This window comes from Alcaligenes phenolicus (genome assembly GCF_032063905.1).
Taxonomy (GTDB): domain Bacteria; phylum Pseudomonadota; class Gammaproteobacteria; order Burkholderiales; family Burkholderiaceae_B; genus Alcaligenes; species Alcaligenes phenolicus.
Genome location: NZ_DAMBOE010000002.1, coordinates 277415 through 297623 on the forward strand (window position 1 = coordinate 277415; position 20209 = coordinate 297623).

At 56.3% G+C, this 20209-nt stretch carries 20 protein-coding genes and 1 tRNA gene; 7 read left to right on the forward strand and 14 right to left on the reverse strand.

Going from position 1 to position 20209, the window contains the following annotated elements; genetic code table 11:
* Positions 1–6 precede the first annotated feature (6 nt).
* Positions 7–894 carry a transcriptional regulator CynR gene (gene cynR / locus U2949_RS04680; protein ID WP_257723947.1) on the reverse strand — a complete coding sequence of 296 codons (888 nt, stop codon included), beginning with the start codon at positions 892–894 and terminating at the stop codon, positions 7–9.
* 108 nt (positions 895–1002) lie between these two features.
* Here cynR and U2949_RS04685 point away from each other — a divergent pair, with 108 nt between their 5' ends.
* Together U2949_RS04685 and U2949_RS04690 are read left to right on the forward strand one after the other, a co-directional pair.
* Positions 1003–1653, forward strand: a complete 651-nt coding sequence (locus tag U2949_RS04685) for a carbonic anhydrase (protein ID WP_026485063.1) — start codon at positions 1003–1005, stop codon at positions 1651–1653.
* Between the two features lie 257 nt (positions 1654–1910).
* Positions 1911–3710, forward strand: coding sequence for an autotransporter outer membrane beta-barrel domain-containing protein (locus tag U2949_RS04690; RefSeq protein ID WP_257723948.1), 1800 nt, complete (start codon positions 1911–1913; stop codon positions 3708–3710).
* 85 nt (positions 3711–3795) lie between these two features.
* Here U2949_RS04690 and U2949_RS04695 read toward each other — a convergent pair whose 3' ends face one another.
* Entirely contained in the window at positions 3796–4437 is a 642-nt protein-coding gene (locus U2949_RS04695) for a DsbA family protein (protein ID WP_321286411.1), read from the reverse strand.
* 488 nt (positions 4438–4925) lie between these two features.
* On the opposite strand from U2949_RS04695, the gene U2949_RS04700 reads away from it, so the two are divergent.
* Positions 4926–6539, forward strand: coding sequence for an ABC-F family ATP-binding cassette domain-containing protein (locus tag U2949_RS04700; protein ID WP_321286413.1), 1614 nt, complete (start codon positions 4926–4928; stop codon positions 6537–6539).
* 59 nt (positions 6540–6598) lie between these two features.
* Here U2949_RS04700 and U2949_RS04705 read toward each other — a convergent pair whose 3' ends face one another.
* From U2949_RS04705 to U2949_RS04760, 12 genes are all read right to left on the reverse strand, one after another.
* Entirely contained in the window at positions 6599–7375 is a 777-nt protein-coding gene (locus U2949_RS04705) for an aminoglycoside adenylyltransferase domain-containing protein (RefSeq protein WP_026485059.1), read from the reverse strand.
* Positions 7376–7539: 164 nt separating this feature from the next.
* Positions 7540–7857 carry a helix-turn-helix domain-containing protein gene (locus tag U2949_RS04710; RefSeq protein ID WP_026485058.1) on the reverse strand — a complete coding sequence of 106 codons (318 nt, stop codon included), beginning with the start codon at positions 7855–7857 and terminating at the stop codon, positions 7540–7542.
* Positions 7835–8224, reverse strand: a complete 390-nt coding sequence (locus tag U2949_RS04715) for a type II toxin-antitoxin system RelE/ParE family toxin (RefSeq protein WP_257723951.1) — start codon at positions 8222–8224, stop codon at positions 7835–7837. The genes U2949_RS04710 and U2949_RS04715 overlap by 23 nt, the downstream gene beginning before the upstream one ends.
* Positions 8225–8331: 107 nt before the next feature.
* Complete coding sequence (gene ychF, locus U2949_RS04720; protein ID WP_026485056.1) at positions 8332–9423, reverse strand: redox-regulated ATPase YchF; 1092 nt, start codon at positions 9421–9423, stop codon at positions 8332–8334.
* A gap of 131 nt (positions 9424–9554) precedes the next feature.
* Positions 9555–10376: a CPBP family glutamic-type intramembrane protease gene (locus U2949_RS04725; RefSeq protein ID WP_321286416.1), complete on the reverse strand. Its 822-nt coding sequence runs from the start codon at positions 10374–10376 to the stop codon at positions 9555–9557.
* A 3-nt stretch (positions 10377–10379) separates the two neighbouring features.
* Complete coding sequence (gene pth / locus U2949_RS04730) at positions 10380–10976, reverse strand: aminoacyl-tRNA hydrolase (RefSeq protein WP_009461083.1); 597 nt, start codon at positions 10974–10976, stop codon at positions 10380–10382.
* A 128-nt stretch (positions 10977–11104) separates the two neighbouring features.
* Complete coding sequence (locus U2949_RS04735; protein ID WP_009461084.1) at positions 11105–11704, reverse strand: 50S ribosomal protein L25/general stress protein Ctc; 600 nt, start codon at positions 11702–11704, stop codon at positions 11105–11107.
* Positions 11705–11800: 96 nt separating this feature from the next.
* The gene (locus U2949_RS04740; protein ID WP_009461085.1) at positions 11801–12751 is read right to left on the reverse strand and encodes a ribose-phosphate pyrophosphokinase; all 951 of its coding nucleotides are present in this window, start codon (positions 12749–12751) and stop codon (positions 11801–11803) included.
* Between the two features lie 104 nt (positions 12752–12855).
* A tRNA-Gln gene (locus U2949_RS04745) sits at positions 12856–12932 on the reverse strand.
* 5 nt (positions 12933–12937) lie between these two features.
* A complete protein-coding gene (ispE, locus tag U2949_RS04750; protein WP_321286420.1) occupies positions 12938–13876 on the reverse strand; it encodes a 4-(cytidine 5'-diphospho)-2-C-methyl-D-erythritol kinase in 939 nt (312 codons plus the stop codon).
* A 21-nt stretch (positions 13877–13897) separates the two neighbouring features.
* On the reverse strand, positions 13898–14488 hold the full coding sequence (gene lolB / locus U2949_RS04755) for a lipoprotein insertase outer membrane protein LolB (RefSeq protein ID WP_407654166.1): 591 nt from the start codon (positions 14486–14488) through the stop codon (positions 13898–13900).
* A 2-nt stretch (positions 14489–14490) separates the two neighbouring features.
* A complete protein-coding gene (locus tag U2949_RS04760) occupies positions 14491–16236 on the reverse strand; it encodes a tetratricopeptide repeat protein (protein WP_257723954.1) in 1746 nt (581 codons plus the stop codon).
* Positions 16237–16358: 122 nt separating this feature from the next.
* Here U2949_RS04760 and mutM point away from each other — a divergent pair, with 122 nt between their 5' ends.
* The 4 genes from mutM (at position 16359) to U2949_RS04780 (ending at position 20201) form a co-directional block, all read left to right on the forward strand.
* The gene (mutM, locus tag U2949_RS04765) at positions 16359–17186 is read left to right on the forward strand and encodes a bifunctional DNA-formamidopyrimidine glycosylase/DNA-(apurinic or apyrimidinic site) lyase (protein WP_026485051.1); all 828 of its coding nucleotides are present in this window, start codon (positions 16359–16361) and stop codon (positions 17184–17186) included.
* A 163-nt stretch (positions 17187–17349) separates the two neighbouring features.
* A complete protein-coding gene (locus U2949_RS04770; RefSeq protein ID WP_009461090.1) occupies positions 17350–18306 on the forward strand; it encodes an MBL fold metallo-hydrolase in 957 nt (318 codons plus the stop codon).
* Between the two features lie 24 nt (positions 18307–18330).
* Positions 18331–20004 (forward strand): FAD-dependent oxidoreductase, encoded by a 1674-nt coding sequence (locus U2949_RS04775; protein ID WP_321286423.1) that lies wholly within the window; start codon positions 18331–18333, stop codon positions 20002–20004.
* Complete coding sequence (locus tag U2949_RS04780; RefSeq protein WP_009461092.1) at positions 19992–20201, forward strand: DUF2783 domain-containing protein; 210 nt, start codon at positions 19992–19994, stop codon at positions 20199–20201. The genes U2949_RS04775 and U2949_RS04780 overlap by 13 nt, the downstream gene beginning before the upstream one ends.
* Positions 20202–20209: the final 8 nt, after the last annotated feature.

Consider the following 20209-nt stretch of genomic DNA (forward strand, 5'->3'; position numbering starts at 1 on the left):
CCCGTATTAAAACGTCGATGCCGCGCCGTATTTCAGCGCTAGCTCAATAAAGGCGCGCATCGCAGCAGATTGATAAGCGCCCTTGCGTTGCATCAAAATAGCCCGCCGTTGCGGCGGGGCCGGGTCCAGACTCACTGCCACCAAATACTCGCTATTGCCGGCAATCGCGGCAGGCAACAAGGTCGCCAGACCCGTGCGCCGCACCACCTCGATCACGGCATTGAGCGAATTCGATTCCATCGATACGTTCAAATCCAGATCATGCTGACGACAATAGCGTTCGATTTGCCCACGCGTGGCAAACTCGGGGGTCAGCAAGACCAAAGACTCACGCATCAGCGTGTCCCTATCGATGCTGCGGCGCTCGGCCAAGGGGTGCGTGCGGCTCATCACCAACGCCAGCGTCTCCACCAGTAAAGGCTGAAACTCCACGGCAGCCGAAGTCGGCTTTTCAAACGCGATACCAATATCCAGCTCGTCCTCGACCAACTGCGTTTCCACGCGCTCCTGCAGCATTTCCTGCACCACCAGGCGCACATTGGGATAACGGCGGTAAAAGGCCTCCACCAAAGGGCCAATCAAGTAAGACGTAAAGGTAGGCGCCACCGCCACTCGCAAGGAGCCTCGACTCAAATCGCTGACGTCATGCAAGGCCCGCCGGCCTTCTTCCAGATCCTGCAAGGCTTGCCGGGCATAGCGCAGATAGACCTCACCTGCATCCGTCAGGCGCACCAGACGCCCGGTGCGGTCAAACAATTGTGCACCCAGATGCTCTTCCAGCTGGCGTACCTGCTGAGACAAGGCCGGTTGAGATACGTGCAAGGCGCGCGCAGCGCGGGTAAAGCTTTGATACTGGGCAACCGCCAGAAAATAATTAAGATGGCGCAAAAGCATAAAGGACCCTTCTATAAGCAAACCCAATGCAAAGCATCAGAAATCGGTATTTTACCTTATGACCCTGAAGGGTTAATCTTCTATCCAAGCCGAACTACAAGGACAAGGATGAAAGACATTATCGACGGTTTCCTGAAATTCCAACGGGAAGCCTATCCCAAGCGCGCCAAGCTCTTCAAAAATCTGGCCACACAACAAAACCCCCGCGCTTTGTTTATCTCTTGCTCCGATAGCCGTCTGGTCCCCGAGCTGGTAACACAACGTGAACCCGGCGATCTGTTCGTGATTCGTAACGCTGGCAACATCGTTCCCTCCTATGGTCCGGAACCCGGTGGTGTGACCGCCTCCGTGGAATACGCCGTGTCCGCCCTGCGTGTGTCCGACGTCGTGATTTGTGGACACTCGGATTGTGGTGCCATGACCGCCATTGCCTCCTGTCAGTGCCTGGACCATATGCCCGCTGTAGAACACTGGCTACGCTACGCCGACTCGGCCCGCCTGGTGAACGAAGCCCGCACCCACGCCAACGAGCAAGAACGAATTTCTTCCATGGTGCGTGAGAACGTGGTGGCCCAGCTGGCCAATATCCAGACTCACCCTTCCGTGCGTCTGGCCATGTCCGAAGGCCGCTTGACCCTGCACGGCTGGGTCTACGACATTGAGTCGGGCACGATCGACGCCTATGACGGTGGCAGCATGAAATTTGTGTCCCTGGCTGACAACCCGGATGTCTGTGTTGCTCCCTTGGTACGCCGATAAGTTCCTCCCGGACAGAACAAAAAACGCCATGCAAATGCATGGCGTTTTTTTTGCCTGCCTACGTTTATCCCACCCTCAAAAACCTGTGCCTGTCTGTGTCAGGAATAAACGCCTCCCTACTATGATGGTCCTGATCCGATGATCTTTTCATCCCTCTGTTCCATCCGGGTCGCGCGTTCATCTTGAACATCACGATATAACAAGCAAAGCGCTGTTCAGAACATGCCGCTCGGAGACTCTTTTTTAATGGCTGAACAATGAAAAAAACATGTCTTGCCCTGGCCTTGATGGCCTTGCATGCCGGGACACAGGCACAAGGCTTCTCCAACACCTACTTTATCGGCGACAGCCTGACTGACAGTGGGCAGTTCGGCTCGCGCTTTACCACCAATCCTGGCCAGGTCTGGTCCCAGGTACTGGCTCAGAAACTGGGAACCGACGCGGCCCCTAGCAGCCAAGGTGGTAACAACTATGCCGTCGGCGGAGCCCGCGTGGCTGTCGATGAGCTGCTGGATCCCAGCAAGCCTCCCAGCCCCACTAATCCACCTTTGCCCGCCATGACCACGCAGACCGCTCAACTGCTGGCCATGCACAATGGACGCCTGGATGGACAGGCCCTGTACACCGTCTGGGGTGGCGCAAATGACTTGTTTGCCGCCGTCAAAGATCCGTTCAATATGTCCCAAATCGTGGCTGGTTCCGTCGGCAATCAAGCCGCCTTGATCAACACACTATCGCAAGCGGGCGCTCGCTACATTCTGGTCCCCAACATTCCTGATCTGGGCATGACTCCAGAGTTCGCCGGCTCCCCTATCAGCGCGGGTATCGCCACCTTGCTCAGTGACAGCTACAACCAGGCGTTTACCCAGCAGCTCAGTTCCAGCTCTGCCAATATCATTCCCTTGAACGTCTCGGCACTCTTGCATGAAGTGGCTGCCGACCCGCGGGCCTACGGCTTCAGCAACGTCAATACAGCAGCTTGCGGCAGTGTGTCCTCTCGCCTGTGTACGCCTGCCGATCTGGTGGCTCCTGGTGCAGACCAGAACTATCTATTTGCTGATGGTGTCCACCCCACGTCAGGCGGCCATGCCGTGATTGCCGACTATGCCCACGCTGTCGTCAGCGCCCCCAGTCAGGTAGCAATGCTGGCCTCCGCAGCCAATACCGCCGGGCAGATGCAAATGCAGCACATTGACCGTCGTCTGCAAACCGTCAGTTCGTCACAAGACAGGGATCTGGCAGTCTGGTTCCAGGGAGAGGCCATCACGCGCAATGGCAGCAGTGCGAACTCACGTATGGATGGCACGCAGGCAGCCTGGAAGCTGGGTTTGGATAAGCGTCTGGCTGATTGGACGGTCGGTGCCTACCTGTCTTACGACAATCTGGATGGCGATACGGACGAAAAAGGCACTTATAGCCAGAAACGTCAGTCCGCTGGTCTGTACGGCCGCTGGCAGGCCGAGAATCTATGGGTGAACGCCCAGCTTTTCTACAGCGATCTGGACAATAAAACCCGCCGTCATATCCGTCTGGGTGCCGCTACGCGCGAACACCAGGCCAAAGCAGGTGGCAGCCAATACGGCGGCAAGATCAGCACGGGTTACGACTGGCAGGCCGGTGCCGTCACCCATGGCCCGTTGTTAAGCCTGAGCATGCAGAAGTCCAAGATCAAGGCTCTGTCGGAAGATGGCCGAGGTTTGTCTACCTCCATGGGTTTTGATGCTCAGGACCAGACTTCGGTACAAAGCAGCCTCGGTTACCAGATCAATGTTGCTGTCAGCAATCAGTGGGCCGTTTATGCCTCCGCACAGTGGCTGCATGAATTCAAGAAACCGGCAGAGCTGCTGGGCGCGCACTTGCAGGACGGCGTCTATAACAACCGTCACTTTTATCTGCCTACGGATCAGGAGCGCGTGCGTGACACCGGCCTGTTGGAATTGGGTGCGACGGGTCAGCTCAGCAATAACTGGACGCTGGGTGCCGGTGTCAGCACCCAAGTGGGTAAAGGCACCAGCGCTCAAACAGCCTTGTACCTGAATACGGCTTACCGCTTCTAAGTCGGCAAGTCTTAAAAACTATTGCGGCATCCTGGCCTGGCCCGGATGCCGCAATTTCAATCTGCTTTACGTACCGATCTGCTGATCAGCCCAACAAGGAATCCAGGGTCTGATTCAGCGTTTCCAAAGGAGTACCAACCGCGGGTAGCTTAGTCACTTTTCGACCATCCACATACAGCAAGGTCGGATAGGATTGCGCGCCCAAAGCCCGTGCCAGGGCAAAATCAGCCAAGGCTTGTTCCCGGCCTGAACCGTCAGTCCAATGGCGTCGCACAGCATCTACGTCCAGGCCATTGGCAGCAGCAATTTCCAGGCAGACCTCCGGATCAGACAAGCTGCGTCCGTTCAAGTAGAAAGCCTGCTGCAACTCGTGCACCCAATGAATGGCCTGCTCCGGATCTTGCGCTCGCAGCACTGCCAGGGCAGTCGCCGCATCCAGTGAATCCATGACAGTCGAGCCCTCCTCTGCCAAGGCTTTATAAGCAGCCCCAAACGTCGCCCCCGTCATTTGGGCGATGCGCTCGTTGGATTCGGAAATATAAGGGTAGCGGGACATGGGCGCAGCCCGGTCACCCACGAACAAGCCACCCGAGACAGCGGTAAAAGGAATGCGATGCTTGTTGGCCGCCTCGAACTCGACCATGCGTGCGGCAAAGCCCCAGCACCAACCGCAATACACATCCTGCACATACACAATCGAGCGAGCAGGCAAATTGAACGTGTTCATTACATTCCTTCAAAATGGTGTGACTTCCCGGAATGGGAGAGCAGAAGCACTCCTGGCTTTAGCCTCCAGACATGAAGCGATACAGAGGATGAAAAGCTGAGGACTCCACTTTATTGAATAAACGTCAGGAAATAAACTTCATTTCCTGCCAGGTGACAGTCTCTCTCGGCTCGGTATTTCAAGCGGCCTGCAGCAGTACAGACCTCACCGCGCTGACACCTGTAAGACAAGACCTCCAAACCGTGAGACAAACCTGAGCTTCTGAACCCAAACCGGCTCCTGTGTTGGAATGACACGACTTTCACCGCCCCCTTGAGAGCCCGACCGGCTTTACCTTCCCGGAAAAATGCTTTTATAGTGTGGCTTCGATTCATTTCCCGTGAGGTATTCGTCCAATGCGCCACTAATGCCGCCGTCCCTTAGACGGCCAGTCTCCACCAGCCCCCACAACGCAGGGGGAGTTCTTGGCATTAATGGAAGCATCACGTATGACGAATCCTTATCTGACGCTGGAAGGCGTGTCCTATATCTTGCCGCAAGGCAAGACTCTGTTTTCCCAACTGAACGAAACCTTCGATTCGCGACGCACTGGCCTGATCGGAAGGAATGGTGTGGGCAAAACCATTCTGGCTCAAATCCTGGCCGGGCAAATTCAGCCCAGCAGCGGCCGTTGCCTGCGCTCGGGCAAAGTGCATTATCTGGCGCAACAAGTGGCTTCTATCAGCGGCTTGCGCGTCGCCGATCTGGCGGGCGTAGGCCCAGCGCTGGACGCCCTTGCCCGGATTGAAGCCGGCAGTAGCGCCGTAGAAGACTTCACTCTGATCGAAGACCGTTGGGATATTCGGCAGCAATTGCAAGAAGCGCTGGAGCGCAATGGTCTGGGTCATCTGACTGCCGAGACGCCTGCCGAAATTCTAAGCGGCGGCCAGGCCATGCGGGTGTCGCTGATCAATGCCTTGCTGTCTCAGGCCGATTTCCTGATCCTGGATGAACCCAGCAACCACCTGGATTGCGACAACCGGCTTGCCCTGATTGAGCAATTACGACACTGGCCCCACGGCCTGCTGGTCATCAGCCATGATCGCCAACTACTGGACACGATGGAGCGCCTTGTGGAATTGTCTTCCCTGGGGCTGCGTAGCTATGGCGGCAATTACAGCCACTACGCCGAGCAGAAAGCCCTGGAGCAGCAAAGCGCCATGGACCAGCTGGAGCACCGCAAGCTGGAACGTCAGCGCGCAGAAAGCACCATGCAAGAGCAGCGTCAACGTCAGGAGCGTAGACAGGCACGCGGCAATCAACAGGGCAAGCAGGCCAATCAGGCCAAAATCCTGCTGGACAGGCAAAAGGGCCGCAGTGAAGCCACCACCGGCAAACTGCGTCAACAACACGTGACGGCTCAAAAGCAGTTGGCACAACGCGTACAGGAGGCTGCCGAGCTGATCGAGCAGGACACCGTTATCAATCTGCACGCCCTGCCCTTGATGCCGCTGACCCGCCAGCGCGTTGTGGAACTGGATGAGGTGAAGCTCCCTTTTGCCCCGGTAGACCAAGCCCCAATCTCGATGCTACTAAGCGGCCAGCAACGGGTAGGGGTCATAGGCCCGAACGGCTGCGGGAAATCCACGCTGCTCAAGGTCATTGCAGGCCAATTGGAACCCGTTTCAGGCCGCTGCAACGTAGTGCCACAGCATGTCTATCTGGATCAAGGCTTGGCCGATCTGGACCCGCAGCAAACCGTGCTGGAACAGATACAGGCAGTCAACCGCAAAAGCAGCGAGGGCGATTTACGCATGCGTCTGGCACAACTGGGATTGGATGCCCAAAAAGTCACCGGCCCCAGCGGTGCCCTTAGCGGTGGGGAACGTCTGAAAGCCGCCCTGGCCTGCGTGCTGTACGCAGATCCTCCACCACAGCTGCTGCTTTTGGATGAACCGAGCAATCACCTGGATCTGCCCTCTACCTTGGCCCTGGAAACCATGTTGAGCAGCTACCAGGGCACGCTGATGGTCGTATCGCATGACGATGCCTTCATGAACAATCTTGGACTGACGGAGCGGCTGGAATTTAGTGAAGAAGGCTGGAGCTTACAACCTTGGTAACGGTGTAAAGAATCGGACACTTCCCCAAACATCAAAGCAGCCTGATTCTGGGCGCACTCTTACAAAGCCTGCTTAATGTTCCCAAGTAGTGCCTGCGCCAAACGCTCTGCTTCCTCGCCCCTTGTGTCCCAGCGATCAAGCACCTCACCGATATACGCCAGACGCGCATATTCCAAAGTCTTGGCCAACTCCGCAGGCAGGCTGGGAATAGCCCACTCAGCCGCCTGTTCCTTAGTCACAAAGTCCCCATGAACACCTGTGCGCCACATGCGTGCCAAAGTCAGCAGAACATTGCGCTCGTCTCCACGCAGCCCTTCATACAAGGGCTCTACACCATCCCGCATCGCCTGGCGTATATGCTCAATTGGCGTGGCAGGAACATCTGCCAGCACATCCCTACCCCGTAACAACTGCGCCTGCTGACGAGCCTGGGCCAAGAGCAAGGTGTATTCCGGGTCAGCAGCGGCGTCGGACAAGTAGCCCTCCCTGAAGGCATCACGCAGCCATTCGCCGTAGATAAACTCCACCTTGGCCGGATGCTCATTGCGTTGAAGATCAGCCAGACGACACACCACCAGCTCGATACAACGCGGACCACCGGCCGTAGCAGGATGAGGGGCTGAAATAGATAATAAAGCCGCAATCAGATCCTGACGCTGCTCATCTGTCAGGGGAGCATCAACCACCGCCAATATATCCAGATCACTGTGTGGCCGCAGTCCTCCTGCCACAGCCGAGCCGTGCAGATAGAGAGCCTGCAGATCAAGGCTCAGAATTTTTTGCACAAGCTCCAAGGCAGCTTGCAACTGGCTATTTGGATTTTCAGGATCCCGCATTCAACAAGGTCTCTTCAAAATCAGTATGAGCGACACAAAACAAGCATAAGGACTGGCAGGGCTGCTTTCCTCAATGCAGCCCTGCCAGTCCCGAAGCCCCAAAACGCCTAACGCGTCGCTGGATAGGAGATCAAATACAGCGTGGTCAAGCAACGGTAAGAGAATCAAGCGATTGCTTGAATACCTTTCTTCTCGACCACCGTCAACAGGCGCAAAGCAGGGCCACCCGGTTTTTTTACTCCACGCTCCCAGTCGGAAACCAGGTTTTTACTGACATTCAAATAGAGTGCAAACACAGGCTGCGAAAGATGCTCACGTTCACGCAAAGCACGAATACGCTCAGGCGGCATAGGCAGGACTGGCGTTAAACAAGACTCATCAAACTCACGCATGGTCTGTTTGTCGATAGCGCCAACTTCTTGCAAGGCCTGCATCGTTTCATGGATTGCAGCGTGAGCTTCACTTCGATATTTTTTTGTCATTATCATGTACCTCCGTAAATTGCCCCATGCTGATCAGTTGGGCCAAATGGGCTTCTGACAAACCCAACACATATGCGGCAGCCTTCTTGAACGCCGCTTCTTCATCCGCATCGATATTGGCGCGATCACTTTTAGCAAAACCATATACAAAGAAAGCACGCTCGTTTGTACGGTAGAAAATAATGCTCCGAAACCCGCCCGATTTGCCCTGACCACTACGGGCGACACGTTGCTTGACCAAGCCCCCGCCTAGATCCGCATCGACAAGTCCACGCTCGGCTCGTGTAATCGCGTCCAAAAGCGCCAGGTCCGCAATGCCCTGTTTGCGGGCGAACCGCTCGAACCATGCATTTTTGAAAACTCTCACCACAGCCTCAAGCGTAATTTATAACACTAAGTGTTATAGATAATAGCAGAAAAATGGCCGGTGCCTGATCCCAGGCACCGGCCACATCTACAACACTTGCAAGAAGCTTAGACGTTGAACAAGAAGTTCAGCACGTCGCCATCTTTCACGACATATTCCTTACCTTCAGCGCGCATCTTGCCCGCTTCCTTGGCACCTTGTTCGCCCTTGCAGGCCACAAAGTCATCAAAAGCGATGGTCTGTGCACGGATAAAGCCGCGCTCGAAGTCGGTGTGGATCACGCCTGCAGCTTGAGGGGCGGTATCGCCCACGCGGATGGTCCAGGCGCGGACTTCTTTAACACCTGCAGTGAAGTAAGTTTGCAGGCCCAGCAGGCTGTAGGCAGCGCGGATAACGCGGTTCAGGCCAGGCTCTTCCATGCCCAGATCAGACAGGAATTCGAGCTTGTCTGCATCATCCAGCTCAGCGATTTCAGCTTCTACGGCAGCACATACAGCCACAACAGGAGCACCATCGGCAGCAGCGTAATTCTGTACAGCTTCCAGGTGTGGGTTGTTAGTGAAACCGTCTTCTTTCACGTTGGCCACGTACATGGTGGGCTTGGCGGTGATGAAACCGTAAGATTTGATCTGATGCAGCTCTTCAGCGTCCAATTTCAACGAACGCACGGACTTGCCTTCGCCCAGGGCTTTTTCAATACGCTCCAGCAAGGCCACCAGCTTGGCGGCATCTTTATCGCCCGAGCGAGCCAGCTTTTGATTGCGATGCACGGCTTTTTCAACCACGCCCAGGTCAGCCAGAGCCAATTCGGTGTTGATGATTTCGATGTCAGCCAGGGGATCCACTTTACCGGCAACGTGAATCACGTTGTCATCGGCAAAACAGCGCACCACATGCACGGTAGCGTCGGTTTCACGGATATTGGCCAGGAACTGATTACCCAGGCCTTCGCCTTTGGAAGCACCCGCGACCAGACCGGCGATGTCTACAAATTCCACCACGGCAGGCAAAATGCGCTCGGGGTTCACGATCTTGGCCAGATCTTGCAAACGCTGGTCAGGAACTTCGACCACACCGACGTTCGGTTCGATGGTGCAGAAGGGGTAGTTTTCAGCCGCAATGCCGGCTTTGGTCAGAGCGTTGAACAGAGTGGATTTACCAACGTTGGGCAAGCCAACGATGCCGCATTGCAGTGCCATGAGTATCCTGAAAATCAAAGAGTTATATAAACGATGCGCTATTGTAGCGCCCTTGGGCGCTACAGAGCCTGCAGACAGATCAGAACAGTCGTGCCGGGGACACAGGATAGCGCCTTGAAACGCGGGCTTGTCTAGACTGGGATGCCGTCAAACAGTTTGAGCAAGCCAATAATCAGCAAGACCGGGCCACCATTGAAGATGGCATGCAGCACGATCGATGCCCCAATGCCTCGACGCACTCGCAGCCAGGCCAGTACCAACCCTGTCAAACATTGGGGCAGCACCAGCATGGGCAGCAAATACCAGCTCATACTGTTGAGCTGGAAGTTATACAAATGCAGCGCTCCAAAAGCCAGCGTTGCACCATAAAACACCCAGGGAAAGAAACGCCAATAGCGTCGCATGGATGAAAAGCGCCATGCCCTTCCCTGCAAGGCACCCACCAGCTTGCGCCACCAGCTACTGCCGGCGGGCAAGGCTTGGCGTGGCATGCCGGTATAACGGCTGATCCAGACAGCCAGGCACAAGACCAGCAAGCCTTGTATCAACCACCAGTTTGGTCCCTGAAACATCAGAAACACCGCCAGCGGAACAACCGTCAGCCATTGTGATGGCCGTCTCAGCACGAAACGAAAGACCAGCTCTTCCACAATAGGTGCCCAGATAATGGCTTGCACCCAGGGAATACGCGTCGGGTCCAGGCGATGCTGCGCACCACCCACACCTGCAACCGAGACAGCGATCGGGCCCAGTACCAGCGCATTGATCAGCCAAAGCATGCCCGCCCATTGCAGCAGACGCTTCCAGGGCAAGGGAGCAAACCAGTCCAGATACCAGCCGTCACCCTGCACTCGGCCAGGCAAGCGCCGGGCGCTGCGAGGGTGACGCAGAAAATAGAAGAAATCCTTAAGCTCGTCCCGGAAACGCATCTGGCTGCTTGGCGCTGGCTTCATGCGTCAAGCCTTCTGGGGCGCGTAAAGCTGGCGGGTCGCCTGCTCAAAGTCGCCACGCAGCAAGGCAGGCATCATGACCCGGCAACGGTTCATGCCGTCTTCAATCTCGCGCAGCTCTTCATTGCGAGGGGTATGCAGGACAAAGTTCACCACTTGTTGAGCCAGGCCCAAGGTGCGGGGGTGACCAATGCCCAGGCGCAAACGCCAGAAATCCGGTGTACCAAAGGCGGACTGGATGTCGCGCAGGCCGTTATGCCCGGCGTGTCCACCGCCTTTTTTCATCTTCACCTGACCGGGCAGCAAATCCAGCTCATCGTGCAGGACCAGGACTTGCTCGGGCTTGAGCTTGTAGAAACGCATCAAGGCGCCGGCGGCTTGCCCGGACTTGTTCATGAAGGTAATGGGTTTGGCGATGATGACGTTTTCACCTTCAAAACGTGCTTTGGCCACCCAGGAGAAAAAGGATTTTTCCAGGTTGAACGTTGCATGCAGATCATCAGCCAACTGGTCTGCCAACCAAAAGCCCGCATTGTGGCGGGTGGTTTCGTACTCAGGGCCAGGATTACCCAGGCCAACAATCAAACGGATAGGCTCAGACATGAATGTTTTCGCAGAAAGCGCCTACACCGGCAAAGGCGCAGGCACAAATAACAAACCCCCGCCAGCATACGCTGACAGGGGTTGATTCGCCAAGCTGCAAGCCGACCGAAGCCGGCTGGCAATCTTGATTACTCGGCGCTTTCTTCTGTTGCTTCCGAAGCAGCAGCACCACCGCCAACTGGCAAAGCAGCAGCCAGCAGAGGGTTGGCTTCGTTGCCAGCGTAAGTAACACCACGTGGCAGCTTGATGCTGTCCAGGTGCACGTTGGCATTGGCAGTCATGCCGCTCAGGTCCACAGTGATGGACGCTGGCAGGTTAGCTGGCAAGCAGGTGATTTCCAGTTCAGTCAGGATGTGGCTGATAACTTGGCTGCTCAGCTTGACGGCTGGGGACACATCGCCACCTTCAAAGTTCAGAGGAACTTTGGTGGTGATGGCTTGCGAAGCCAGAACGCGTTGGAAATCAACGTGCAGAACTTGCTGCTTGTAAGGGTGCCACTGAACCGAGCGCAACAGCACTTTTTCAGCTTTACCGTCCAGTTCCATCGTCAGGATGGAAGCGTGGAAGGCTTCTTTGCGCAGGTTGTGGTAGGTCTCGTTGTGATCCAGAGCGATCACGACGGGTTGTTCGTCGCCACCGTAAACGATAGCGGGAACCTGGCCAGCGCGACGCAGGCGGCGGCTCGCACCCGTACCCTGTACATCACGCGAAGTAGCGGTGAATTTCATGTAGAACTCCAATTGCAGAACGCTTAATACGTACTGCGGAAAGTGGTAGCGAACTACCAAGTTGACGTGCGCCGCGACCAGCGCACGCTAAAAAACTTAATCAGTGAACAAGGAGCTGACGGACTCGGCGTTGGAGATACGCAAGATGGTCTCGCCCAACAGTGCTGCACAGGACAGCTGGCGGATCTTGCTGCATTCACGTGCCTTGGCGGACAAAGGAATGGTGTCCGTGACAACCAGCTCGTTCAATTGGGACTGCGTAATACGTTCGATAGCTTCGCCCGAGAGCACAGGGTGCGTACAGTAGGCGTAAACCGCCTTGGCACCGCGCTCTTTCAGAGCTTCAGCCGCCTTGCACAGCGTGCCGGCCGTATCCACCATGTCGTCCATCAGGATGCAGGTGCGTCCGTTGACGTCACCAATGATGTTCATGACTTCGGATACGTTGGCACGTGGGCGACGCTTGTCGATAATGGCCAGGTCCACTTCCAGTTGCTTGGCCAATGCACGTGCGCGCACCACACCGCCGATGTCAGGCGAGACAACAACCATATCCTGGTAGTTACAGCGCCAGATATCGCCCAGCAAAATGGGGGAAGCGTAGATATTGTCGACAGGGATATCAAAGAAACCCTGGATTTGGTCAGCGTGCAGATCCATCATCATGACGCGATCAACACCGACCACTTGCAGCATATTGGCTACGACCTTGGCAGAGATCGACACACGCGCCGAGCGGGGACGTCGATCCTGGCGGGCGTAACCAAAGTAAGGGATGGCGGCGGTGATGCGACCGGCCGAAGCACGGCGCAAGGCATCGACCATCACCATGATTTCCATCAGATTGTCGTTGGTGGGAGCACAGGTGGGCTGCAGAACGAAAACATCGCGACCGCGCACGTTCTCGTTGATTTCAACCATGGCTTCCCCATCAGAGAAGCGACCCACCGTCATTTTCCCCAGCGACATATCAAGGTGGTTGACGACATCGACAGCAAGGCGAGGATTAGCCGTGCCGGTGAAGATCATGAATCGGTCTTGTGCCATGATGGGAGATAGATTTTGATGCAGGAAAAGCAAAGCTGTTGATCGAAACCCCTACAAGGAAACGACTCAACAGCTTTACATTATCGCAGGCTAGGCCTGAAAGGTGGCTGGGGAAGAAGGATTCGAACCTTCGCATGCTGGAATCAAAATCCAGTGCCTTAACCAGCTTGGCGATTCCCCAAATACTTACTTAATCCAGTCGCGTAGCGGATGATCTTGCAAACCTGAACAAACCCAAGTTTGTTCGACCAGCAATTTACCACTATTTGATTCTTCGCTACCAGAAAAATCTATTTTACTGCTATTTTGGTCAATTTCAAACTGACCTGTCTTGGCGCTTTGTTCGTCTCTGCACTCAACAAACAAACAAGAACCTGAGCCCGTCATTCTAGCATTCAATTTTAATTTTTGCAAGCCCTGTTTTAAATTTTTTAAACCAGGGTAAAGACTGAATGCTACTGACTCCAGATTATTTCTGCCAAAATAAGGATTGTCGTCCTTGGCTTGCCAGAATTTTTCTTGCCAATCAGTAAAGAACGTCATTGTGATGGGTTTTTGATCACGTGTCAAGCATTCGGAGGTAAATATTTCCCCCGTGGATATAAATTGCGGCGGACGGATGATGATGTAGTGTCGTGGCGGCATCTGAATGGCCTGCAACTGCTCACCCACCCCTTGGGCAAATGCGGCCTGTCCGAATACAAAAACCGGTACATCGGCGCCCAGGGGCAAGCCAATATCCATCAAGGCCTGACGGCTCAGGCCCAAGTTCCATAAACGATTCAGGGCAATCAAGGTGGTGGCCGCATCGCTGGAGCCGCCGCCCATCCCCGCTCCCGAAGGAATATTCTTGATACAAGAGATGTCTACGCCCTGGCGGGTGCCCGTCGCCTGCTGCAGGGCACGAGCCGCTTTGATCACCAGATCCTGCTCAGGCTCCACATCGCTCAAGGTACTGTGTGCCCGATGGATCTGCCCATCGCTGCGTGGTACGAAGCTCAGGTAATCATTCAGGTCGACAAAACGAAAAGCGGTTTGCAAGAAATGGTAGCCGTCCTCACGACGACCCGTGACGTGCAAAAACAGATTGATCTTGGCCGGAGCCGGGACGTTGTAGAGCGCCATTACACAAACCTGCTCGGGGCTTTACTGATCCACGACCAAACGCACGCTGATGGAGCGATTGGCCTCATGACGATTCAATTGCAGCAAGCGCGGGCCCTGTTCGTCGTAACGCGACAGCGTCACACGCCAGCCGGACTGTTCAAAACTGCTTAGCTTTTGCTGATCATCCCGGCGTTCGCTTTGAACCGAAGCACTACCCGTGCGGCCATGCAGCCAGTCACGCAAGCCTGCAACAGGAACGGGACTGCCCAAGACCTGTTCAACCAGGGCATCGGGATGGGAGGCCATTTCCTGACTACCGTCTGTGCGTTCCAGAATGGCGCGCCCCGGTAGCACCCAGACTCGCGCCAAGGTATTACCCAGGGGATTGCTCAAATCCAGCATCAGCTTTTGGCCATCATCACGCCAGGAAAAACCACCCTGCACGGCTTCGACCTGCGAGCTGGAGTGAGTCACGCTCAGCGCAAAACGGCCTGAACGAGACAAGGCGCTTGCCGCTTGCGACGCATCCGTAACGCTGCCAAGGTCAGATTTGGGCGGTGTCGCACAAGCACTGAGCAAAGCAACCAGGGCCAAAGCCCCTGCTCGGGTCCAAGCCCGCTGTTTCAAGATACTCACGGCAGCGGTACTCCCAGACGCTTGATGGTTTCTGTCAGTGTTCGGTTTTCGGGGTCTTTGCTCAAGCCAGCCCGAAAGACCAGCATGGCATCATCACGACGGCCTTTGACCCACAACACTTCACCCAGGTGGGCGGCAACGTCCGCTTCAGGCAGGCGCTCGTAGGAACGCTGCAAGTATTCCAGCGCGGCTTGCAGATCGCCAACACGGAACAGATACCAGCCCACGCTGTCCAGAATATAAGGATTGTCCGGCTCCAGCTCCATGGCGCGTTCCAGCAAATCCTGGGCCTCGTCCAGACGGCGATTCTGATCCGCATAGGTGTATCCCAAGGCGTTATACGCATTGGCATGGTCCGGGCGCAGCTCAATAACACGACGCATCAAGGTTTCAAACTTGTCGTGCTTGGCGCGCTGCTCGTACAACATGGCCAGGTTGTATTTGATCTCGGCGCTATCGGGCAACTCACGGTCCGCCCGCTCCAGCACTTCCAGAGCCTGGTCGGTACGACCGCTGTCTTGGTAGATAGAGGAATACGTCAAAGCCACAACGACCTGTTCGCTCATGTCGCGTGGGCGAGAGCTCTCCAGGGTACGACGTGCTTGCGGCAGATTGCCTTGGCGAGCCTGCAGGACGGCTTTATGAATCTGGGCCTGGAAACGCAGCGCGGGCTCTTCAATCAAGTCCAGCTGGCGAATGGCTTCGTTCATATCGCCCTGAGCTTCAGCAATTTGCACCAAGGACAAGCGGGCTTCAGAAATACTGGCCAAAGCCGTGTTGACGGCGTCGTTCAAGGACTGGCGGCGCTGCTGCTGGACCGCAATGTATTGCTCCAGCAATTTACGGGCCTGGTCAAACTCCTGGGCACGAATATGAATTTCGGCCTGGGTGTAGAGCAGATCAAAATCTTCAGGATTGGCGCGTTGCAAGGCGCTGACGATGGCTTGAGCTTCGTCGAACTGCTGGCGCTCTACCAGACGGTTGGCCAGCAGCAGTTGCAACTTGCGGCTATCCGGATTGGCTCGCACAAAGGTACGTGCACTTTGCAAGGCAGCCGAAGGATCAATCTTGATACCGTATTCCAGCACGCGCTGCGCGGCGGCTTCGGAATGCGGGTCCAGCTTCAGGGCTTCCCGTGCTTCGCGCTCGGCCCGGCTCATGTCCCCGGCGCTCCAGGCGGTATCCGCCAAGGCCAGACGGGCAATGGGCAAGGAGCGCACGGGTTGCTGCAAGGCCTTGTCCAGCACTTCCAGCGCCAAACGGCGATCCACCATCTTGCTGACCATGCTCATGGCTTGCACCACGGCCTGCTCTTTATCCTGGGCGCGAGAGATACGCAGCCACAAGGCATCGGCCAAGCCTTCGGTCTGACCGCTGGAGGCTTCCAGGGCCAGAGCCGTTGCTTTAGCTTCGGGATCATTCGGGGCCAGCAAGGCCCATTCTTTAGCGGCACGCAGCGCGCGACCCAAATCACGGTCGGCCATGGCGTATTGAAAGGCGTTTTGAGCCAGGCGAGGATCGCTGGTGTCACGCGCCAAAGACAGGAAAGTCTGGCTGGCAACGTCGTATTCACCACGCGAAGCAGCCACTTCGGCAACCAGAATGCGATACAGAATGTCCGAAGTCAGGCTGACCAAAGGCAATTGCCCGCTGCGCAAACGAATCTTGTCAGCAGGCGGCTCCGCCTTGAGTATGGGAAGTGAGGGTTGGGCTTGCACCGAAACCGCTGCAAGCAACGACATCAGGCCCAGCTTTAGTGCTAAGGTCAGAGCATTCATCCAGAAAAACCCGTGCCCTGATACGCGCGACAAAACGCCCGATGGCACAATAAAGGAATCAGATTTGTTGATGGTATCACCCCCCCATGCCTGAACTGCCAGAAGTTGAAACAACTCGTCGCGGAATTGCGACGGTTATCCAGGGAAAAAATGTCCGACAATTCCTGGTTCACGAGCCCCGTTTGCGCTGGCCCGTGCCTGCCTCCTTGCCGCAATGGATTGAAGGCCAGGCCGTCCAGAATTGCACGCGTCGAGGCAAATACTTGTTGTTGCATTTTGAACAAGGTGTCCAGATCATCCATTTAGGAATGTCCGGCTCCTTGCGTCGTGTGGATCTGGATGAAGAACGCCGCAAGCATGATCATGCGGAATGGATCTTTGATGAGGCCCGCTTCCTGCTGCACGACCCACGACGATTTGGTGCGATATTATGGCACGCCCATAGGGACGGCCCGCTGGAAAACCACCTTTTACTACGTACTTTAGGCGTAGAACCTTTCGATCCCCTGTTCACCCCCGAGTATCTGCACCGACATCTGCAAGGGCGGCGCGTTGCCATCAAACAGGCTCTGCTGGGCGGCAAGATTGTGGTGGGAGTCGGCAATATCTACGCTTCCGAATCCTTGTTCCTGGCCGGTATTCACCCCGAACTGCCCGCCGGTGAAGTTTCCTTGCATCGTTGCGAAAAACTGCACTCGGCCATCTTGAACACCTTGCAATCCGCCCTGGACTCAGGGGGCAGCACCTTGCGCGATTACGTCAATGCCAGTGGTGAACCGGGCGCTTACTTCGACATTCACGCCAATGTGTATGAGCGTGCCGGCAAACCCTGCCCACGCTGCCAACAGCCTATCAAACGGATAGTCCAAGGCCAACGCGCGACCTATTACTGCTCGCGCTGCCAGCGCCGCTAAACCCTCCCCCTTTTTTCTGACAGCGTCTGATGCCGGTTCCGGCAGGCAGGCGCTCGTCCGCTTTTTTCCAATTAAGCCTGCCCTATTCAGGTATTCACCTATATCTAACTGATTCGCCATAAACTAATCTGGCACCATCCCTATCGACTGTGGAGTCATTTTCATGAGCAAGTCCTTCGCCTCGCATAACGACCTGGAAGACAAAGTCGTTGCCTTTGAAAAACTGTCCGACAACGCCTACGCCTACACGGCTGAAGGTGATCCCAACACGGGCATCATCATTGGTGACGAGGCCATTATGGTGATCGACACCCAGGCCACGCCGGTCATGGCTGAAGATGTGATTCGCCGCATCCGCGAAGTCAGCGACAAACCCATCAAGTATGTCTTGCTGTCGCACTACCACGCCGTACGCGTGTTGGGTGCCTCGGCCTACAACGCTCAGGAAATCCTGGCCAGCCGCGACACCTACGACCTGATCGTGGAACGTGGCGAGCAAGACAAGGCCAGCGAAATCGGCCGTTTCCCCCGCCTGTTCCGCAACGCCGAATCCATTCCTCCCGGCCTGACCTGGCCCACCATGACCTTTGAAGGTCATATGACGGTGGACCTGGGCAATCTGGAAGTGCACCTGATGCAAGTGGGTCGTGGCCACACCAAGGGCGACACCATTGCCTGGCTGCCCAAGCAGAAAATCCTGTTCGCCGGTGACCTGGTTGAATACCAATCCACCCCGTACGCAGGCGACTGCTACTTCCGCGAATGGCCTCGCACACTGGACCGTCTGGGTGACTTCAAAGCCGAACAAATGGTTCCTGGCCGTGGCCCGGCACTGAAGAACGCCACCGAAGTGCGTCAGGCTCTGGCCGGTACACGCGCGTTTCTGACAGACCTGTACTCCAGCGTGCAACAAGGCGCAGCCGCCGGTAAAGATCTGAAGACCATTTACCGCGAAACCTACGATTTCATGAAGCCTCGCTACGCAGACTGGGTCATTTTTGATCACTGCATGCCCTTTGACGTATCCCGTGCCTACGACGAAGTCAACGGCCACGAAGACCCACGCATCTGGACCGCCGAGCGCGATCTGGAAATGTGGAAACAGCTCGAAGGTCAGTAAGACGCAAGGCCAGGGAGAAAGAAGATGGGAGACATTAATTACCAGACCCTGGAGCTGACGCAAGCGCCCCCACCGGCTACCCATGCCCGCCACCCGGTTGTGGTGGTGGGCGCTGGCCCGGTGGGGCTGACCATGGCTCTGGATCTGGCGGCCAAAGGCCACCGGGTCGTGATTCTGGACGACGACACCACGCTGTCCAAAGGATCGCGGGCCATTTGCTTTGCCAAACGCACTCTGGATATCTGGGACCGATTGGGCGTGGGCTCGCGCATGATGGACAAAGGCGTGTCCTGGAATGTGGGCAAGGTTTTTTTCCGCAACCAGGAAGTCTGGAGCTTCAATTTGCGGCCCGAAGAAGGCCACCAGCGCCCCGCCTTTATCAATTTGCAGCAGTATTACTGCGAAGGCTATCTCTACGAAGCCGTCTGCGCCCAGCCCCTGATCGAGCTGCGTTCCGGCCATAAGGTGCTGAACGTGGTGAACCAGGCAGAAGGCGTGCATCTGGACGTAGAAACCCAGCAAGGCAATTACACCCTGGAAGCAGAATGGCTGCTGGCCTGCGACGGCTCGCGCTCGGCCATTCGCCGTGCCTTAGGTGAAAGCAGCAGCGGGCGTGTGTTCAAGGACCGTTTCCTGATTGCAGACGTGCGCATGCAGGCCGACTTTCCCGCCGAGCGCTGGTTCTGGTTTGACCCGCCCTTCCACCCCAATCAATCGGTCTTGCTGCACAGCCAGCCGGACAATGTCTGGCGTATCGACTTTCAATTGGGCTGGGATGCCGACCCGGTTGAAGCCGTCAAACCCGAAAACGTGCTGCCCCGCATTCGCGCCCTTCTGGGTGCCGACGCCCCCTTTGAGCTGGAATGGGTCAGCATTTACACCTTTGCCTGCGAGCGCATGGAGCGCTTCCGCCATGGCCGTATTCTGTTTGCCGGAGACTCGGCTCACCGTGTCTCGCCTTTTGGCGCACGCGGCGCCAATAGCGGTATCCAGGATGCCGACAACCTGGCCTGGAAGCTGAATCTGGTTCTGAATGCCCAGGCTCCCGACAGCCTGCTGGACAGCTACAGCCATGAACGTGAATTGGCTGCAGACGAGAACATTCGCCATTCCAGCCGCTCAACAGATTTCATTACGCCTAAAAGCGAAGTCAGCCGCCTGTTCCGTGATGCGGCCCTGATTCTGGCGCGTCGCCACGCCTTTGCCCGTGTACTGGTCAATAGCGGCCGCCTGTCCTTGCCCAGCGCCTACCCGGACAGCCCCTTGAATACGGCTGACACACACGAATTCTCCGCCACGGCCACACCGCTAGGAGCCTGCGTCCCCGATGCGCCTATCGAGCAAGACGGTCAACAAGGCTGGTGGCTGGGTCAATTGGGCAGCGGCTTCACCCTGCTGGAATTTGGCGAAGGCCAGGCCAGCCAGTCTGAAGTGGTAGACGAACTGGTCGCCCAAGGTCTCTTGACCCGCCTGCGTGTCTGGCCCGCTGGCACCAGCGCTGCCCAAGCCCAGGGTGGCATTATTGACAGCCAGGATATGCTGCGCCAGCGTTACGACGCCCGGCCCGGTTCCTGCTATCTGATTCGCCCCGATCAACACCTGTGCGCCCGCTGGCGTCACCTGGATGGGCAAGCTGTCCAGGCTGCCTTGCACAAAGCCTGTGGCCATTTCCTGGAGAGTGCTTCATGTCTACACTGAATACCGATACCCCCCTGGAACGGGCTGACGATTTCTACCAAATGTTGATCGATGCCCACCAAGGCCTGAGCACAGCACAAAGTCATGCCATGAATGCCGCTTTGGTGCTGTTGCTGTGCAATCATGTCGGCTCGCTGGATGTGATCAAGCAAGCCTTGGACGCCGCCCGCCAGACCTGCCTGGAGCAGGCTGCCTGAATCTGGAG

Excerpts from the sequence above, each read along its gene's own strand:
- U2949_RS04735 (WP_009461084.1), bottom strand. The coding sequence starts at position 11,704 with ATGAAATTCACCGCTACTTCGCGTGATGTACAGGGTACGGGTGCGAGC.
- U2949_RS04740 (WP_009461085.1), bottom strand. The coding sequence starts at position 12,751 with ATGGCACAAGACCGATTCATGATCTTCACCGGCACGGCTAATCCTCGC.
- U2949_RS04775 (WP_321286423.1), top strand. The coding sequence starts at position 18,331 with ATGGGAGACATTAATTACCAGACCCTGGAGCTGACGCAAGCGCCCCCA.
- U2949_RS04760 (WP_257723954.1), bottom strand. The coding sequence starts at position 16,236 with ATGTCGTTGCTTGCAGCGGTTTCGGTGCAAGCCCAACCCTCACTTCCC.
- U2949_RS04725 (WP_321286416.1), bottom strand. The coding sequence starts at position 10,376 with ATGAAGCCAGCGCCAAGCAGCCAGATGCGTTTCCGGGACGAGCTTAAG.
- U2949_RS04685 (WP_026485063.1), top strand. The coding sequence starts at position 1,003 with ATGAAAGACATTATCGACGGTTTCCTGAAATTCCAACGGGAAGCCTAT.
- U2949_RS04695 (WP_321286411.1), bottom strand. The coding sequence starts at position 4,437 with ATGAACACGTTCAATTTGCCTGCTCGCTCGATTGTGTATGTGCAGGAT.
- mutM (WP_026485051.1), top strand. The coding sequence starts at position 16,359 with ATGCCTGAACTGCCAGAAGTTGAAACAACTCGTCGCGGAATTGCGACG.
- U2949_RS04780 (WP_009461092.1), top strand. The coding sequence starts at position 19,992 with ATGTCTACACTGAATACCGATACCCCCCTGGAACGGGCTGACGATTTC.
- U2949_RS04710 (WP_026485058.1), bottom strand. The coding sequence starts at position 7,857 with ATGACAAAAAAATATCGAAGTGAAGCTCACGCTGCAATCCATGAAACG.
- U2949_RS04690 (WP_257723948.1), top strand. The coding sequence starts at position 1,911 with ATGAAAAAAACATGTCTTGCCCTGGCCTTGATGGCCTTGCATGCCGGG.
- ispE (WP_321286420.1), bottom strand. The coding sequence starts at position 13,876 with ATGGCGCTCTACAACGTCCCGGCTCCGGCCAAGATCAATCTGTTTTTG.
- pth (WP_009461083.1), bottom strand. The coding sequence starts at position 10,976 with ATGTCTGAGCCTATCCGTTTGATTGTTGGCCTGGGTAATCCTGGCCCT.
- cynR (WP_257723947.1), bottom strand. The coding sequence starts at position 894 with ATGCTTTTGCGCCATCTTAATTATTTTCTGGCGGTTGCCCAGTATCAA.
- U2949_RS04770 (WP_009461090.1), top strand. The coding sequence starts at position 17,350 with ATGAGCAAGTCCTTCGCCTCGCATAACGACCTGGAAGACAAAGTCGTT.
- U2949_RS04700 (WP_321286413.1), top strand. The coding sequence starts at position 4,926 with ATGACGAATCCTTATCTGACGCTGGAAGGCGTGTCCTATATCTTGCCG.
- ychF (WP_026485056.1), bottom strand. The coding sequence starts at position 9,423 with ATGGCACTGCAATGCGGCATCGTTGGCTTGCCCAACGTTGGTAAATCC.
- U2949_RS04705 (WP_026485059.1), bottom strand. The coding sequence starts at position 7,375 with ATGCGGGATCCTGAAAATCCAAATAGCCAGTTGCAAGCTGCCTTGGAG.